Source organism: Pseudomonas sp. S10E 269, assembly GCF_002798465.1.
In the GTDB taxonomy this organism is placed as follows: Bacteria; Pseudomonadota; Gammaproteobacteria; order Pseudomonadales; family Pseudomonadaceae; genus Aquipseudomonas; species Aquipseudomonas pergaminensis.
In genome coordinates, this window is the sequence record NZ_PHIJ01000001.1 from 2,848,455 (window position 1) to 2,864,307 (window position 15,853).

The 15,853-nt window shown below is 60.8% G+C and carries 15 protein-coding genes; 9 read left to right on the forward strand and 6 right to left on the reverse strand.

Annotated elements, in window-relative coordinates; translation table 11 throughout:
* Nucleotides 1–225 precede the first annotated feature (225 nt).
* Both CWC48_RS30155 and CWC48_RS13160 read left to right on the forward strand, forming a co-directional pair.
* On the forward strand, nucleotides 226–639 hold the full coding sequence (locus tag CWC48_RS30155; RefSeq protein ID WP_157806816.1) for a hypothetical protein: 414 nt from the start codon (nucleotides 226–228) through the stop codon (nucleotides 637–639).
* Between the two features lie 488 nt (nucleotides 640–1,127).
* Nucleotides 1,128–1,577 (forward strand): hypothetical protein, encoded by a 450-nt coding sequence (locus CWC48_RS13160; RefSeq protein ID WP_100491997.1) that lies wholly within the window; start codon nucleotides 1,128–1,130, stop codon nucleotides 1,575–1,577.
* A 148-nt stretch (nucleotides 1,578–1,725) separates the two neighbouring features.
* Here CWC48_RS13160 and CWC48_RS13165 read toward each other — a convergent pair whose 3' ends face one another.
* Nucleotides 1,726–3,903 carry a malate synthase G gene (locus CWC48_RS13165; RefSeq protein ID WP_100491998.1) on the reverse strand — a complete coding sequence of 726 codons (2,178 nt, stop codon included), beginning with the start codon at nucleotides 3,901–3,903 and terminating at the stop codon, nucleotides 1,726–1,728.
* Between the two features lie 266 nt (nucleotides 3,904–4,169).
* Here CWC48_RS13165 and CWC48_RS13170 point away from each other — a divergent pair, with 266 nt between their 5' ends.
* On the forward strand, nucleotides 4,170–4,682 hold the full coding sequence (locus CWC48_RS13170; protein ID WP_100491999.1) for a glycine cleavage system protein R: 513 nt from the start codon (nucleotides 4,170–4,172) through the stop codon (nucleotides 4,680–4,682).
* A gap of 223 nt (nucleotides 4,683–4,905) precedes the next feature.
* Here CWC48_RS13170 and rarD read toward each other — a convergent pair whose 3' ends face one another.
* The 5 genes from rarD to CWC48_RS13195 all read right to left on the reverse strand — a co-directional run bounded on the left by rarD (nucleotide 4,906) and on the right by CWC48_RS13195 (nucleotide 10,643).
* The gene (gene rarD / locus CWC48_RS13175; protein WP_078050457.1) at nucleotides 4,906–5,790 is read right to left on the reverse strand and encodes an EamA family transporter RarD; all 885 of its coding nucleotides are present in this window, start codon (nucleotides 5,788–5,790) and stop codon (nucleotides 4,906–4,908) included.
* A gap of 171 nt (nucleotides 5,791–5,961) precedes the next feature.
* Complete coding sequence (locus tag CWC48_RS13180) at nucleotides 5,962–6,936, reverse strand: serine/threonine protein kinase (protein WP_010207031.1); 975 nt, start codon at nucleotides 6,934–6,936, stop codon at nucleotides 5,962–5,964.
* Between the two features lie 168 nt (nucleotides 6,937–7,104).
* A complete protein-coding gene (locus tag CWC48_RS13185) occupies nucleotides 7,105–9,003 on the reverse strand; it encodes a PhoX family phosphatase (RefSeq protein ID WP_078050456.1) in 1,899 nt (632 codons plus the stop codon).
* Nucleotides 9,004–9,082: 79 nt separating this feature from the next.
* On the reverse strand, nucleotides 9,083–9,847 hold the full coding sequence (locus tag CWC48_RS13190; protein ID WP_100492000.1) for a TOBE domain-containing protein: 765 nt from the start codon (nucleotides 9,845–9,847) through the stop codon (nucleotides 9,083–9,085).
* Between the two features lie 58 nt (nucleotides 9,848–9,905).
* On the reverse strand, nucleotides 9,906–10,643 hold the full coding sequence (locus tag CWC48_RS13195) for a ComF family protein (protein ID WP_100492001.1): 738 nt from the start codon (nucleotides 10,641–10,643) through the stop codon (nucleotides 9,906–9,908).
* Between the two features lie 92 nt (nucleotides 10,644–10,735).
* On the opposite strand from CWC48_RS13195, the gene bioB reads away from it, so the two are divergent.
* The 6 genes from bioB (at nucleotide 10,736) to CWC48_RS13225 (ending at nucleotide 15,681) form a co-directional block, all read left to right on the forward strand.
* A complete protein-coding gene (gene bioB, locus CWC48_RS13200; protein WP_016977842.1) occupies nucleotides 10,736–11,791 on the forward strand; it encodes a biotin synthase BioB in 1,056 nt (351 codons plus the stop codon).
* A 114-nt stretch (nucleotides 11,792–11,905) separates the two neighbouring features.
* A complete protein-coding gene (gene bioF, locus CWC48_RS13205) occupies nucleotides 11,906–13,087 on the forward strand; it encodes an 8-amino-7-oxononanoate synthase (RefSeq protein ID WP_100492002.1) in 1,182 nt (393 codons plus the stop codon).
* A complete protein-coding gene (locus tag CWC48_RS13210; RefSeq protein ID WP_078050452.1) occupies nucleotides 13,080–13,811 on the forward strand; it encodes an alpha/beta fold hydrolase in 732 nt (243 codons plus the stop codon). The genes bioF and CWC48_RS13210 overlap by 8 nt, the downstream gene beginning before the upstream one ends.
* The gene (bioC, locus tag CWC48_RS13215; RefSeq protein WP_100492003.1) at nucleotides 13,804–14,616 is read left to right on the forward strand and encodes a malonyl-ACP O-methyltransferase BioC; all 813 of its coding nucleotides are present in this window, start codon (nucleotides 13,804–13,806) and stop codon (nucleotides 14,614–14,616) included. The genes CWC48_RS13210 and bioC overlap by 8 nt, the downstream gene beginning before the upstream one ends.
* Complete coding sequence (gene bioD / locus CWC48_RS13220; RefSeq protein WP_078050450.1) at nucleotides 14,613–15,293, forward strand: dethiobiotin synthase; 681 nt, start codon at nucleotides 14,613–14,615, stop codon at nucleotides 15,291–15,293. The genes bioC and bioD overlap by 4 nt, the downstream gene beginning before the upstream one ends.
* A 106-nt stretch (nucleotides 15,294–15,399) precedes the next feature.
* Nucleotides 15,400–15,681: a hypothetical protein gene (locus tag CWC48_RS13225; RefSeq protein WP_025857014.1), complete on the forward strand. Its 282-nt coding sequence runs from the start codon at nucleotides 15,400–15,402 to the stop codon at nucleotides 15,679–15,681.
* Nucleotides 15,682–15,853 lie beyond the last annotated feature (172 nt).

The following is a 15,853-nucleotide window of genomic DNA, read 5'->3' on the forward strand; positions in this document are numbered from 1 at the left end:
TACGCTATCGGCTGGCATTTGGGCGTGGTGGACTTCCCACTCAAGCCGATTGATAGCGTGAAATTGGCGAAGAGGGGTGACGCGGAATTTGGGGGGATGGCGCAGTTTCTACCGTTTGTCGGGACTGTCAATTCTGACAGTAGTCGTCGATTTCTAATTCTTATTCACTCGTTGAGAGCGCGGAATTAGATTCGCGTATCACTAAATGAAGAATGGGAGTTTATTATGAACAGTAATTCGAGTTGTGGCGCGGGTGGAAATGGGCGTTCATTTATCGGGAGCATGAACGCAAAGTTTTACTTGAATGGGGCGGTAACTCATACGTTCGAAGCAACATCCATCTACTTTAATGATCGTGCCTTTTCAGGGAGTAGAGGTGGCGAAACTATTTATATGACCTATCCAGAACGCGTACTTGATGGGGTGTACGAGTTCGCTTATGTAGATGGCGATGGTGGGGATGGGTACCACCTGCAATATTCTTCAGGCAGTAAAGCATACGGCTTAACCGGAAAAGTTCGCGTCGTTGCATCAAACAATGGTGATGTTCAAGAGGGGTCAATTTCCGCTACCTTTGTAAGCGATGGGCGAGTAATCTCGGTCGAAGTAAAACAAGAGGGTGTCTATTCATTCCCTTAAACAGTTGTCATGAACAAGCTCTAATTCTGCAATTAGAGCTTGTTTGGTTTTAGATTACTTAAATACCTTTTGAGGCTTGAACTTCTCAGCCGACGGTGCGACAGCGGCTCGGTGTACCCATTAGGCCACTTAGTCTCTTCAATCACTCGCTCCACCGCAGCCGGAAAATGCCACTTTGCTGTCGAAATCCGGCGCCAGTTGGCGATGTGCTGGCTGGAGATACGCAGGGTAGAACAGTCCAGGGTAAGCGGAGGCGCCAGACCTGATCAGTACGATGCATTTGGGCGTGGCGGATTTCCCTCCCCAACCGATTGATAGCATGAAATTGGCGAGGAGGGTGAAGCGGGAGCTGGGGATATCGCAGTACCGTCCGTCAGTAGGTGGCTAAAACTGTTAACTCTAACAGTAGGCAATCCTCAGCGCTGCTCCTTTACTGTGCGAAGGCCTGACAAGCTTGTCGTTCCCTAACGCTAAAAGAGGTGCAGAGAATGAATACTGATAACCACTTTACCGATGATGTCGAGTTTAAAGAAGTGCGTGCAAAAGTTGTGGAATCTGTGGGGCATGTATTAGTGTTGGCCGACGGAGCAGCCCGTTTTTTTCGTACAACAATTATCTCGGGTCAGAGATCCGGTTTGACGATCTATAGTGATGATTTTTTTTCTCGTGAGAGCCTGTTTTGGGTGTATGGGAAGGAGCTAGAGGCGGGGAATTATCACTTTGATGTTAAGAGCTTGTTTCGAAATGGGTATAGTGATCCGTACAATCAAGCGGTTTATTACGCCAAGAGCGGTGACGTTTACGTTGATGTAACGGATAATCAAAATGGCACCTTTACCCACGACGGTTGGTTTTTGAATATCAGCTATGAGGACGAGAAGCTCAAGGTTTCTTTAAGCGGAAGTTTCACAGTGACATTTTATTCATCTCGTAGGTAGATAATTAAAAGAGGTTCTGAACCGGTCTATTGAATCCCAGCTTTAAGTTGGGGGCTTTTCATCAACTCTTCACCGGTTGCAAAATCTAGTTGCGGTAAATAAAAAGCCCTAATCGTTTGATCAGGGCTTTTTAAGTTTCGGTCACTCGTTATAGGCCGTTTTTAGCCTTGAACTCCCGACGCTTGCGATGCAACACCGGCTCGGTATACCCGTTAGGCTGCTTGGTCCCTTCAATCACCAACTCCACCGCTGCCTGGAACGCGATGTTGCTGTCGAAGTCGGGTGCCAGTGGACGGTACAGCTTATCCCCGGCGTTTTGACGGTCCACCACCGGCGCCATGCGCTTGAGGCTTTCCATGACCTGGGCTTCATTGACGATGCCGTGACGCAGCCAGTTGGCGATGTGCTGGCTGGAGATACGCAGGGTGGCGCGGTCTTCCATCAAGCCCACATCGTTGATGTCCGGCACTTTCGAGCAGCCGACGCCCTGGTCGATCCAGCGCACCACATAGCCGAGGATGCCCTGGGCATTGTTGTCCAGCTCGTTGCGGATCTCTTCTTCGGACCAATCGGTGTTGCTGGCCAGGGGAATGGTCAGGATATCGTCCACCGACGCGCGCTCGCGCTTGGCCAGTTCGGCCTGGCGGGCGAATACGTCGACCTTGTGATAATGCAACACGTGCAGGGCTGCCGCTGTAGGCGACGGTACCCAGGCGGTGTTGGCGCCGGCCAGTGGGTGGGCGATCTTCTGCTCGAGCATCGCCGCCATCAGGTCGGGCATCGCCCACATGCCTTTACCTATCTGTGCACGGCCTTGCAGGCCGGTGCTCAAGCCGATATCGACGTTCCAGTTTTCATAGGCGCCGATCCATTTTTCTGCCTTCATGGCTGCCTTGCGCACCATCGCGCCGGCTTCCATGGAGGTGTGGATCTCGTCGCCGGTACGGTCGAGGAAGCCGGTGTTGATGAACACCACGCGCTCGCTGGCCGCCTTGATGCAGGCCTTGAGGTTGACCGTGGTGCGGCGCTCCTCGTCCATGATCCCGACTTTCAGCGTGTTGCGCGGCAGGTTCAGTACGTCTTCGATGCGGCCGAACAGCTCGTTGGTGAACGCAGCTTCTTCCGGGCCGTGCATTTTCGGTTTAACGATGTACACGGAACCGGTGCGGCTGTTCTTGCGCGTGCTGTTGCCGTTGAGGCTGTGGATCGCCGCGAGGCTGGTGATCAGCCCGTCGAGAATGCCTTCCGGCACTTCGTTGCCGTCTTTGTCGAGGATCGCGTCGATGGTCATCAAGTGGCCAACGTTGCGCACGAACAGCAGCGAACGGCCATGCAGGGTCACGTCCTGGCCATTCACGCCGGTGTAGACGCGGTCGGCGTTCATGGTGCGGGTGAAGGTCTTGCCGCCCTTGGCCACTTCTTCGGCCAGGTCGCCCTTCATCAGGCCGAGCCAGTTGCGGTAGATCACCACTTTGTCATCGGCATCGACGGCGGCGACGGAGTCTTCGCAGTCCATGATGGTGGTCAGCGCGGCTTCCACCAGCACGTCTTTGACGCCGGCGGCGTCGGTCTGGCCGACTGGGGTGCTGGCGTCGATCTGGATTTCGAAGTGCAGGCCGTTGTGTTTCAACAGGATCGCGATCGGTTGGGCGCTGTCGCCCTGGAAGCCGATCAACTGCGCGTCGTCACGCAGGCCGCTGTTGCTGCCGCCCTTGAGGCTGACGATCAGCGTGCCATCGACGATCTTGTAGCCGGTCGAATCCATATGGCTGCCGGCGCTGAGCGGTGCGGCTTCATCGAGAAAGGCACGGGCAAAGGCAATCACCTTGTCGCCACGCACCTTGTTGTAGCCCTGGCCCTTCTCGGCGCCGTCGGCCTCGCTGATGGCGTCGGTGCCATACAGCGCGTCGTACAGCGAGCCCCAACGCGCGTTCGAGGCGTTGAGGGCGAAGCGGGCGTTCATCACCGGCACCACCAACTGCGGGCCGGCCATGCGGGCGATTTCGTCATCGACGTTTTGGGTCGTGGCCTGGAAGTCTGCGGCTTCTGGCAGCAGGTATCCGATGTCTTGCAGGAAGGCCTTGTAGGCCACCGGGTCGTGCGCCTGGCCGGCGTGGGTCTGGTGCCAGGTATCGATCCGCGCTTGGAAATCGTCGCGTTTGGCGAGTAGGGCTTTGTTCTTCGGTGCCAGGTCGTGGATGACCTTGTCGGCACCGGCCCAGAACTGGTCGGCAGTGATGCCGGTGCCGGGAATGGCTTCGTTGTTCACGAAGTCGAACAGGACTTTGGCGACCTGCAGGCCACCGACTTGAACGTGTTCAGTCATTGCTTGCCTCACTCTGCACAGCTTAAGCGCTTTTTAGATTTTCATTATGTAGTGCCAGGTTGCGCATACTACATGATGACTTGCGGTTGTGAAAATTAGACTAAATACGTCGTTTAGCGACCCACTTTGGTCGTACGGTCACAGCGGAGAACCGGATGTTCTCAAAAAACTATTGGATTGTTCCAGATAAATCTAAAAATGGTACACGATTTGTTATCGAGGCCCTTCGGGTCCACCTTGTAGATTGAATTCCAGAGGGCGTTGCCATGGACCATCTTGTACTCACAATTATCGCTGCCGACAAACCCGGCCTGGTTGAACGCATCGCGCAGAATATCGCTGCCCACGGTGGCAACTGGCTGGAAAGCCGCATGGCGCACATGGCCGGGCAGTTTGCCGGGATCCTGCGGGTCAGCGTGCCTACAGAGCAACGTCAGGCATTGGTCGGGGCGTTGGAGGATTTATCCACCCATGGCATTCGCGTGCTGGTGGGCGAGGGCAGCGGCGGGCAGGCCTCGGCCTCCAAATCGATCATGATGACGCTGGTGGGCAATGACCGTGCAGGCATTGTGCGCGAGATCACCGCGCTGCTGAGCAAGCAGGGCGTGAACCTGGAGAGCCTGAGTACCGATGTACGTCCGGCACCCATGAGCGGTGATCCGTTGTTTACCGCCGAGGCACTGTTGCAGGTGCCGGCCGCGTTATCCCTGGATACCTTGCAGTTGTCCCTGGAAAACCTGGCCGATGACTTGATGGTGGAACTGCACCACGAGGAATGATCTGCCCACAGGGTTATGCATGTAAATCTTGCATGGGCCTGTGGATAACCTGTAGAGACCCGGCGCCAGGCCACGCTGGCCGGGCTTCTCTGGCATCTGAGCAAAAAACGAGCAATTTCAAAAGCTTGTGCACAAATGGCGGGGATCAGGTTGTGGATAACCTTGGGGTGGATGCCTGCAAGCCGCGCCGGCTGTGGCTTGCAGAGGTTTGTACGTTATTTGATCAGCGTTTGCGCACGCTGAGCCAGATATCCACGCTGTACACCACCAGGCCCGCCCAGATGAAGGCGAAGGCGGTCAGGGTGCTGGGTGCCAGGTGTTCGCCGAACAGCAGCACGGCTTCCAGCAACACCAGGGTCGGCGCGACGTACTGCAAAAAGCCCAATGCGGTGTAGGGCAAATGCCGTGCGGCGGCGTTGAAACACACCAGCGGGATCAGCGTCACCGGGCCGGCCGCCACCAGCCACCAGGCTTCGGACGTACTCCAGAACGCCATTTGCGCGCTGTGGGCGGTTGGGTTGAACAGCAGCCAGGCAATTGCAATCGGCACCAGCATCCAGGTTTCCACCACCAGCCCCGGCAGCGCCTTGACCGGCGCTTGCTTGCGGATCAGCCCGTAGAAACCAAAGGTCAGCGCCAGCACCAGCGACACCCATGGCAGGCTGCCCACCTGCCAGACCTGTTGCGCCACACCCACGGCCGCCAGCCCGACGGCGACCCACTGCAAGCGGCGCAGGCGCTCCCCCAGAATCAGCATGCCCAGCACCACGTTCACCAACGGGTTGATGTAGTAACCCAGGCTCGCCTCCAGCATGCGCCCGGTGTTCACCGACCATACGTAGGTCAGCCAGTTGCCCGCGATCAGCGACCCGCTGAGGGCCAGGATCGCCAGGCGCTTGGGGTTGTCACGCAGTTCACGAAACCAGCCGGGGTGTTTCCAGACCATCAACAGCAAACCGCCGAACAGCGCCGACCACAACACGCGGTGCACGATGATTTCGGCGGCAGGTACGCTGGCGATGGCTTTGAAGTAAAGCGGGAACAGACCCCAGATGACGTAGGCGCTCAGGCCCAGGATGTACCCCTTCCGGGGGTTGGCGGCGTGCATTGCAGAATCCTTGCTTAGGCAGCTAACAAAGCGCGATTGTAAGGATATTTCTCAGGCAATGGGATCTGCTTTCTGTGGGAGCCGGGCTTGCCCGCGATAGCATCACCTCGGTACGCCTGCAAAACCGAGGCGTCTGCATCGCGGGCAAGCCCGGCTCCCACAGAGAAGCTGTCAGAAGAGTTTCAGGGGCTCTTCGTTCAGGGCCGAGAGCTGCTCACGCAGCGCCAACACCTGATCGCCCCAATAACGCTCGCTGCCAAACCACGGGAAACTATGGGGAAACGCCGGGTCGTCCCAACGCCGCGCCAGCCAGGCGCTGTAGTGCATCAGGCGCAGGGCGCGCAGGGGTTCGATCAACGCCAATTCGCGCGGATCGAAATCATGGAATTCCTGATAGCCGTCCATCAATTCCGACAATTGGCCCAGGCATTCCTGGCGATCGCCGGCGAGCATCATCCACAGGTCCTGCACCGCCGGGCCCATGCGGCAGTCATCCAGGTCGACGATATGGAACATCTCGTCGCGGCACATCATGTTGCCGGGGTGGCAGTCGCCGTGCATGCGGATGTTCTTGTGCGGCGTGGCCTTGTACACCTCTTCCACCCGCTTGAGCAGGTCGCGGGCCACGGACTCGTAGGCCGGCAGCAGGCTCTTGGGGATGAAATTGCCTTCCAGCAACGTGGTGAGGGAGTCGTGGCCGAAGTTCTTCACGCCCAAGGCTTCGCGGTGTTCGAACGGGCGGGTGGAGCCCACCGCATGCAAACGGCCGAGCAATTGCCCAAGGCGATACAGTTGATCGAGATTGCCCGGCTCCGGCGCACGGCCGCCACGGCGAGGGAACAAGGTGAAACGGAACCCGGCATGTTCGAACAGGCTTTCGCCGTTGTGGATCAGGGGCGCGACCACCGGCACTTCGCATTCGGCCAGTTCGAAGGTGAAGCGGTGTTCTTCGAGGATCGCCTCGTTGGTCCAGCGCTGCGGGCGATAGAACTTGGCAATCAGTGGCTCGGAGTCTTCGATGCCCACTTGGTAGACGCGGTTTTCGTAGCTGTTGAGCGCCAGAACGCGAGCATCGCTGAGGAAACCGATGCTTTCGACAGCGTCGAGCACCAGGTCGGGGGTGAGTGTTTCAAACGGGTGGGCCATGCGAACTCCTGCGCGCAGCAGGGCGCCGCGTCCGGCCGGGTATGGTAACAGTGATAGGTGGTGACTGTGCGGACGCCTTCGCGAGCAAGCCCGCTCCCACATTCGACCGCATTCTCATGCTGGAACTCGGTCAAGTGTGAAAGCGGGCTTGCTCGCGAAGAGTGCTTATCAGGCGCCGACGATGCCGCCATCATCCCGCCGAATCGCCATCACCGACGAACGCGGCTTGCCGTTCGGCAGGTGCTCCGGCCAGGTCGACCCACCGGTTTCGCCTGGGTGCTGGATCCCCACAAACAGCGTTTTCTGATCCGGCGAGAAGCTGATGCCTGTTACTTCACAGGCCACCGGACCGACCATGAAGCGGCGGATTTCCCCAGTGGACGGGTCGGCGCAGAGCATCTGGTTATTGCCCATCCCCGCGAAGTCGCCGGCATTGCTGTAGTCGCCATCGGTAAGGATCCACAAGCGCCCGGCCTTGTCGAACCCCAGGCCATCAGGGCTGTTGAACATGTTCTGCGGGTTGATATTCGACGAGCCGCCTTTCGGTGTGCCAGCGTGCACGCCCGGGTTGCCGGCCACCACAAACAGGTCCCAGCTGAATGCCGTTGAGCCGTGGTTATCCGCGTCGGCCTTCCAACGCAAGATCTGGCCGTAGACGTTTTTTTCACGCGGGTTGGGGCCACCCACCGGCTGGCCGTCTTCACCGCGCTTGGCGTTGTTGGTGAGGGTGCAATAGACCTGGCCATCGGTGGGGCTGACGACGATCCATTCCGGGCGGTCCATGCGCGTGGCTTTCACCACACTGGCGGCGAGGCGTGCGTGGATCAGCACTTCGGCCTGGCTGGCGAAGCCGGTGCTGGCGTCGATGCCGTTCTTGCCGTGCGTCAACTCGACCCACTGGCCCTTGCCCTTGGGATGATCGGCGTTGCCGTCGCCCGCGTCGAAGATCGCCACGTACAAGGTGCCGTGGTCGAGCAGGTCTTTGTTGGCCTTGGGGTTCTTGTGGTTGATCTTGTCGCGGCTGACGAACTTGTAGATGAACTCGCCGCGCTCGTCGTCGCCCATGTACACCACGGCCCGGCCGTCACGGGTTTCGGCCAGGGCGGCGTTCTCGTGCTTGAAGCGCCCCAGGGCGGTGCGTTTGACCGGCGTGGACTGCGGGTCGAACGGGTCGATTTCCACCACCCAGCCATGGCGATTGAGTTCGTTGGGGTTCTTGGCGAGGTCGAAGCGCGGGTCGTGCGGGTGCCAGTTGATCTCTTTACTGGCCGCCACCACGCCATAGCGTTTCTGCCCGGCGTCGAAGGTTTGTTGTGGGTCGGTGCTGCCGAAGCAGTCAGTGAAGTTCTCTTCGCAGGTCAGGTAAGTGCCCCACGGTGTCTTGCCGTTGGCGCAGTTCTGGAAGGTGCCGAGGGCCTTCTTGCCGGTTTTGTCGGCGCTGGTCTTCAGCCAGGCGTGGCCAGCGGCAGGACCACTGAGGCGGATCGGCGAGTTGCCGTGGATGCGCCGGTTGTAGCGCGAGTCCTGGACGAACTGCCAGGTGTCGCCCTTGCGCCGCACTTCGATCACCGACACGCCTTCGCTGGCCTGGGCCTTGTGCACGTCTTCGGCCGATTGCGGCGCGCCGCCGTGGGCAAAAAGGTAGCGGTAGTTAGTGTATTCGTTGTTGATTGCCATCAACGCGCGGTTGTCGTCGCCGGGAAAGGCGAACAGGCTCATGCCGTCGTTGTTGTCACCGAACTGCTGTTCCTGGGCCTTGGCCGTGCCGTTGCCGGACGGGTCGAAGGCCGGCGCGCTCTTGCTCAGTGGCTGGCCCCAACTGATCAGCACCGAGGCGCTGTAGCCCGGCGGCAAGGTGATGGCGTCGCTGGTGGCGGCGGCGATGCTGGTAAAGCCCAGCAGCGGGCTGGCGCTGGCGGCGTTGACGGCCAGGGCGCTGCGGGTCAGCAGGTTGCCACCCAGGAACATCGCGGCACCGCACAAGGCGCCGGCGCCGATGAAGCGGCGGCGGGTGAGGCCGACCATCTGTTCAAGGTCGGTGGCTTGGTTTTCTTCTAATAGGCTCATCTCAGGCTCCCTGCGGTTTTTGCAGACACCATAAGGAGCGGGCGTGACGAAATTGTTGCAGTTTCAATACGGGCTACGGCTACAGCGGCGTTCCGAGCAGCACATTGCTCGGTGCGAATTGCACCTGGATCGTCTGGCCTTCGGCGGCGCCCAGGGCCTTGAGTGCGTCGGGCTGCGCCAGGGCGCACAAAACCTGGCCGCTGGGCAGGGCGATGCGGACTTCGCTGGGGCCGTCGTCGGCGTCGAGAATGGCGTCGACGGTGCCGCTCATGCAATTGTGTCCAGTTGTTGCAGGGCACCCGGCCGCCAGCAGTTCCAACCAGCCGGCCTTGATCAGTGCGACCACTTCAACACCGGTTTCCAGTTCCAGCCGCTGCGTGCTGTCACGGGTGATCTGCGCATCCAGGCTCAGCCCACCCGCCAGTTGCAGGCGTATCAGGTCATTCCGGCCATGCGGCTCGATGGCGATGACCTGGCCGTGCAATTGGTTACGTGCACTGGTGCGCAGCATCAAGCGGCCAAGTAGGTTGAAGTCACTGGCGGCTTCATCCGAGCTCAGCACTTCGGCCTGCACCGCTTGCAGGCGTTGGTAAAGACGCAACACGCGCTCGCCCTCGGCCGTCAGCTTGGCGCCACCGCCGCCTTTGCCGCCAACGCTGCGTTCTACCAGCGGTTTTTGCGCCAGGTTGTTCAACTCGTCGATGGCATCCCACGCCGCCTTGTAACTCAAACCGGCGCTTTTCGCGGCCCGGGTGATGGAGCCCTGCTCGGCGATATGCGCCAGCAAGGCAATGCGCTGGGGGCGACGGATGATGTGTTGGCTGAGGGATGCAGGCAGAGACATAGGGATACGCTTCGATGTGATGGGCTGAACGTTGCGGGCAAGGTGGGCGGGAGTCAAGTCAGCTGCCGGGTTTGGGCGTGCGCGCCAGGCAGTACACATCGACCTGCCGCGCACCGGCCTGCATCAACAACCGCGCCAGGCTGTGGGCGGTGGCACCGGTGGTGAGTACGTCGTCGACCAGGGCCAGGTGACGGCCTTGCACCTGGGCGTCGGGCGCCAGTGCGAAAGCGCCGAGCAAGTTGCGTTTGCGGGTCTTGGCATCGAGGGCTTGCTGGGCGACAGTTTCATGGGGGCGTAACAACAGCTGTGCATCGTAGGGGATGTTCAGGTCGGTGCTGAGCCAGCGCGCCAGCATCAGCGCCTGGTTATAGCCGCGTTCGCGCAGGCGCTGGCGTGCCATGGGCACCGGCAGCAAGCATTCGGGCCGTGTGAGTTCGCTATTGTCGAGGCGGTGTTGCAGGTGCTGCGCCAAAAGCCGCGCGAGCATCTGCCCAAGGGGCCAGCGCGCCTGGTGCTTGAAGCGGCTGATCAGGCTGTCGATGGGAAAGCTGTAGGTCCAAGGTGCGATCACCTGTTTAAAGGCAGGAGGGTGTTTCTGGCATTGACCGCAGATCAGGCCCTCCATTGGCAGGGGCAGGGCGCACACCTCGCAGTGTTCCAGCAGCCAGGGAAGCTCGGTTTCGCAGACGTTGCATACACAATTGGCGGAGTCGGTCGCTTCATCGCAGATTAAACAGGTTTGATCGTTTTTTAACCAGATGTAAACCTTGTGTTTGTAGTCGGGTTGACAGTGCATGAATCTTCCTTAAATATGCCGAGCATCCGTGTCGTGCCTGTGGGTATTGCCCTTCCCGCAGCGCTTGCCAAAGCATAATCAAGGAATCGCCCATGAGCGCCAGCACCACCGCCACTTTGCGTCACGATTGGTCCCTCGCCGAAGTCAAAGCGCTGTTCGTGCAGCCCTTCAATGACCTGCTGTTCCAGGCGCAGACCGTGCACCGCGCGCATTTCGACGCCAATCGTGTGCAAGTGTCGACGCTGCTCTCGATCAAAACCGGCGCCTGCCCGGAAGATTGCAAATATTGTCCGCAGTCGGGCCACTACAACACCGGCCTGGAAAAAGAGAAGCTGATGGAAGTGCAGAAGGTCCTCGAAGAGGCCGCTCGCGCCAAAGCCATCGGGTCGACCCGCTTCTGCATGGGCGCCGCCTGGAAGCACCCGTCGGCCAAAGACATGCCCTACGTGCTGCAGATGGTCAAAGGCGTAAAGGCCATGGGCCTGGAAACCTGCATGACCCTTGGCCGCCTCGACCAGGACCAGACCGAGGCCTTGGCCCAGGCCGGCCTCGACTACTACAACCACAACCTCGACACTTCGCCGGAGTTCTACGGCAGCATCATCACCACCCGCACCTACAGCGAGCGTCTGCAAACCCTCGCCTATGTGCGTGATTCAGGGATGAAGATCTGCTCCGGCGGCATCCTCGGCATGGGCGAGTCCCTCGACGACCGCGCCAACCTGCTGATCCAGTTGGCCAACCTGCCGGAGCATCCGGAATCGGTGCCGATCAACATGCTGGTGAAAGTCGCCGGCACGCCGCTGGAAAACGCCGAGGACATCGACCCCTTCGACTTCATCCGCATGCTCGCCGTGGCGCGCATCCTGATGCCGCAGTCCCATGTGCGCCTGTCGGCCGGCCGTGAAGCGATGAACGAGCAGATGCAGGCCCTGGCGTTCTTTGCCGGTGCCAACTCGATCTTCTACGGCGACAAGTTGCTGACCACCGCCAACCCGCAAGCCGACAAGGACATGCAACTGTTCTCGCGCCTGGGCATCCTGCCGGAAGCGCGCGAAGAGCACGCGGACGAGGTGCATCAAGCGGCGATCGAGCAGGCGTTGGTGGAGCAGAAGAGCAGCGAGCAGTTTTATAACGCCGTTGTTTGACTCGGACCCTGTAGGAGCCGGCTTGCTGTGGTGAGCAGGCTTGTCCTGCGCAGGGCTGCGAAGCAGCCCCTCCGACATTCTCGACTGAGTTAATCCTGTTAAATCGAGGCCAGCATGTCTTTCGATCTCGCCGCGCGCCTCGCTGCCCGCCGTGCCGAACACCTTTATCGCCAACGCCCGCTGCTGGACAGCCCCCAAGGCCCGGACGTGGTGGTGGACGGCCAGCCGCTGCTGGCGTTCTGCAACAACGATTACCTGGGCCTGGCCAATCACCCGCAGGTGATCGAAGCCTGGCGCGCCGGAGCCTCCCGCTGGGGCGTGGGCGGTGGCGCTTCGCACCTGGTGGTTGGGCATGCCACGCCGCACCATGAGCTGGAAGAAGCCCTGGCGGACCTCACCGGTCGCCCGCGTGCGCTGCTGTTTACCACGGGCTACATGGCCAACCTCGGCGCAGTCACGGCGTTGGTGGGGCAGGGCGATACGGTGCTGGAAGACCGCCTCAACCATGCCTCGCTGTTGGATGCAGGCTTGCTCTCCGGTGCGCGTTTCAACCGCTACCTGCACAACGACGCTGACAGCCTGGCCAAGCGCCTGGAGAAAGCCACCGGCAATACCCTGGTGGTCACCGACGGCGTGTTCAGCATGGACGGCGACCTGGCAGACCTGCCCGCGCTGGCCCGTGAAACCAAGGCCAAAGGCGCCTGGCTGATGGTGGACGATGCCCATGGCTTCGGCCCATTGGGCGCCAATGGCGGTGGGATCGTCGAGCATTTCGGCCTGAGCCAGGACGACGTGCCGGTATTGGTCGGCACCCTGGGCAAAGCATTCGGCACCGCCGGCGCTTTTGTGGCCGGCAGTGAAGACCTGATCGAAAGCCTGATCCAGTTCGCCCGCCCGTACATCTACACCACCAGCCAACCGCCTGCGCTGGCGTGCGCCACCCTCAAAAGCGTGGCGCTGTTGCGCACAGAACATTGGCGACGCGAGCACCTCAATGGTTTGATCCGCCAGTTCCGCCAGGGGGCCGAGCAGCTGGGCCTGGACCTGATGGACAGCTTCACGCCGATCCAGCCGATCCTGATCGGCGACAGCGCCAAGGCCGTGCGCCTGTCGCAGATGCTGCGCGAGCGCGGCTTGATGGTCACCGCGATCCGTCCACCTACCGTGCCGGCGGGCAGCGCGCGTTTACGCGTGACGCTGACGGCAGCCCACAGCGCGGCGCAGGTGCAGCTATTGTTAAACGCATTGGAGGCGTGTTTCCGCTTGTTAGGCAGTTCGGAGCGAAGCCATGCGTGATCGACTGATATTGCTCCCCGGCTGGGGCCTGGGCGTATCGCCGCTGGAACCGTTGGCCGCTGCGTTGCAGGGGTTGGACGAGCACCTGCAGGTGCAGATCGAGCCGTTGCCTGCGCTGGATTCCAGCGACCTGGCTGAATGGCTCGACGAACTCGACGCCACGCTGCCGGACAACGCCTGGCTGGGCGGCTGGTCCCTGGGAGGCATGCTGGCGTCGGAGTTGGCGGCGCGGCGCGGCGAACGCTGTTGCGGCCTGCTGACCCTGGCGAGCAACCCGTGTTTTGTCGCCCACGACGATTGGCCGAGCGCGATGCCCGCCGAGACCTTCGACGCCTTTCTCGCCGGCTGCCATGCCGACTCCCAGGTCACCCTCAAGCGTTTCGGCCTGTTGTGCGCCAAGGGGGCCGAAGACCCGCGCGGGTTGTCGCGCCTGCTGGTCAGCGGCGCACCGAATACGCCGTCGAGCGTGTTGATGCCCGGGCTTGAACTGCTCGCCCAACTCGACACACGCGAGGCCTTGTTGGCGTATCGCGGGCCACAATTGCACCTGTTCGCCGGACTGGACGGGCTGGTGCCCGCCGAAGCCGCCAGCGACCTGCTGGCCTTGCTCCCCGATGTTGAAATCGGCCTGATTGAACAGGCCGGCCACGCGTTTCTTCTGGAGGACCCTCACGGTGTTGCGGGGGCGATCCAGGCTTTTTTGCATGAGTGCGTCGATGACTGATTTATCCCACGCCCCGCTGCCGGGGGCCTTGCCGGACAAGCGCCAGGTGGCGGCTTCCTTTTCCCGCGCGGCTGCCAGTTACGACAGCGTCGCCGAGTTGCAGCGGGCGGTGGGCAGCCAATTGCTGGCGCACTTGCCGGCGAGCACTGCGCCACAACGCTGGCTGGACATGGGCTGCGGCACCGGGTATTTCAGCCGCGTGCTGGCCGAACGGTTGCCGGCAAGCCAAGGCATTGCGCTGGATATCGCCGAGGGCATGCTCAACCACGCACGACCCTTGGGGGGCGCACATCACTTCGTCGCGGGGGATGCGGAGCGCTTGCCGCTCAAGGATGAAAGCCTGGGATTGGTCTTCTCCAGCCTTGCCGTGCAATGGTGCGCCAACTTTGAGGCGGTTCTCAGTGAGGCCTATCGCGTGTTGCAACCGGGCGGTGTGCTGGCTTTCGCCAGTCTCTGTGTGGGCACCCTGCAAGAGCTGCGCGAAAGCTGGCGCGCGGCGGATGGACTGGTGCACGTCAATCGCTTCCGTACGTTCGAGGCTTATCAACAACTGTGCGCGGGCAGCGGGCTGCGAGTGGTCAGCCTTGAGCGGCGCCCCCATGTGCTGCATTACCCGGATGTGCGCAGCCTGACCCACGAATTGAAGGCCTTGGGCGCCCATAACCTCAATCCGGGGCGGCCGGGAGGGTTGACGGGGCGCGCGCGGATTGTTGCACTGGTGCAAGCCTATGAGCAGTTCCGCCAGGCCCAGGGCCTGCCGGCGACTTACCAAGTGGTGTATGCCGTACTGGAGAAACCTCTATGAGCGCCGCTTACTTTATCACCGGGACCGACACCGACGTCGGCAAGACTACTGTCGCCGCCGGCCTGTTGCACGCTGCGCGGCAAGCCGGCAGAAGCACGGCGGCCGGTAAGCCCGTGGCATCCGGCTGCCAGGTCACGCCCAAGGGCTTGCGCAACGCCGATGCCCTGGCGTTGTTGGCCGAATGTTCCTTGCCCTTGAGTTATGCCGAGGTCAACCCGGTGGCGTTCGAACCGGCCATCGCGCCGCATTTGGCGGCGCGTGAGGCGGGTGTATCACTGACAGTGCAATCCTTGCTTAAACCCATGCAACAGATTCTGGCGCGGCAGGCAGATTTCACCTTGATCGAAGGCGCAGGCGGTTGGCGCGTGCCACTGGCGGATCAGGCGAACCTGTCGGATTTGGCCATGGCGCTCAAGCTGCCAGTGATCCTGGTGGTAGGCGTGCGCCTGGGTTGCATCAGCCATGCCTTGCTTACCGCCGAAGCCATCGCCCGGGACGGTTTGCAGTTGGCCGGTTGGGTGGCAAATATCATCGACCCCAAGACCTCTCGTCTGGAAGAGAACCTCGCCACCCTGGCCGAGCGGCTGCCTGCACCCTGCCTGGGGCGCGTGCCCAAACTCAAGCACGCCGGGGCCGAAGCCGTTGCTGAATACTTGCAATTGGACCTGCTTGACTGATTTTGGCTATCGGCAAGGCATTATGCCATTAGTGTTTTTGACGGGCTGTTTGCCGGGATATCTGCTTCAATTCAACTTCACGATTCTCTAAAGGCAGGCTTACGCCATGGAAATCTCTGGAAGCAGCGCGTTTTACTCGGGGCTGAGCACTATTCAGGCCGGGCAGAACCGTGTCGACCAGGCCGCCGGCAAAATTGCCAGCGCCGCGACCACCCAGCCATCGGATGCGCAAAGCGACCGTCTGCAAGCCAACGATCGGGCCCAACCGTCCAACTCGGCAAGCAATATGGTGGAAATGGCCCAAGGTAAATTCCAAGTGGAGCTGGGTGCAAAAGTCGCCAAGGCTTCGGATGAAATGCTCGGTACCTTGATCGACACCTACGCTTAACCCCCCCTCTACATGCCAGTCGGCTCTCGCTTTACGTGGGAGCTGGCTTGCCTGCGCTAGCATCTAATCGTTTTCACTGATTTAACGCGGCGCCTGTATCGCAGGCAAGCCAACTCCAACAGTCCTGTTTCTCTCCTGATCGTTCGTGTGGCATCTCGCCGCAGGCGTTGCC

Coding starts and splice junctions, on each gene's coding strand:
- bioC (WP_100492003.1), top strand. CDS start 13,804: ATGACTGATTTATCCCACGCCCCGCTGCCGGGGGCCTTGCCGGACAAG.
- CWC48_RS13190 (WP_100492000.1), bottom strand. CDS start 9,847: ATGTCTCTGCCTGCATCCCTCAGCCAACACATCATCCGTCGCCCCCAG.
- bioD (WP_078050450.1), top strand. CDS start 14,613: ATGAGCGCCGCTTACTTTATCACCGGGACCGACACCGACGTCGGCAAG.
- bioF (WP_100492002.1), top strand. CDS start 11,906: ATGTCTTTCGATCTCGCCGCGCGCCTCGCTGCCCGCCGTGCCGAACAC.
- CWC48_RS13180 (WP_010207031.1), bottom strand. CDS start 6,936: ATGGCCCACCCGTTTGAAACACTCACCCCCGACCTGGTGCTCGACGCT.
- CWC48_RS13160 (WP_100491997.1), top strand. CDS start 1,128: ATGAATACTGATAACCACTTTACCGATGATGTCGAGTTTAAAGAAGTG.
- CWC48_RS13185 (WP_078050456.1), bottom strand. CDS start 9,003: ATGAGCCTATTAGAAGAAAACCAAGCCACCGACCTTGAACAGATGGTC.
- CWC48_RS13195 (WP_100492001.1), bottom strand. CDS start 10,643: ATGCACTGTCAACCCGACTACAAACACAAGGTTTACATCTGGTTAAAA.
- CWC48_RS13165 (WP_100491998.1), bottom strand. CDS start 3,903: ATGACTGAACACGTTCAAGTCGGTGGCCTGCAGGTCGCCAAAGTCCTG.
- CWC48_RS30155 (WP_157806816.1), top strand. CDS start 226: ATGAACAGTAATTCGAGTTGTGGCGCGGGTGGAAATGGGCGTTCATTT.
- rarD (WP_078050457.1), bottom strand. CDS start 5,790: ATGCACGCCGCCAACCCCCGGAAGGGGTACATCCTGGGCCTGAGCGCC.
- CWC48_RS13225 (WP_025857014.1), top strand. CDS start 15,400: ATGGAAATCTCTGGAAGCAGCGCGTTTTACTCGGGGCTGAGCACTATT.
- bioB (WP_016977842.1), top strand. CDS start 10,736: ATGAGCGCCAGCACCACCGCCACTTTGCGTCACGATTGGTCCCTCGCC.
- CWC48_RS13210 (WP_078050452.1), top strand. CDS start 13,080: ATGCGTGATCGACTGATATTGCTCCCCGGCTGGGGCCTGGGCGTATCG.
- CWC48_RS13170 (WP_100491999.1), top strand. CDS start 4,170: ATGGACCATCTTGTACTCACAATTATCGCTGCCGACAAACCCGGCCTG.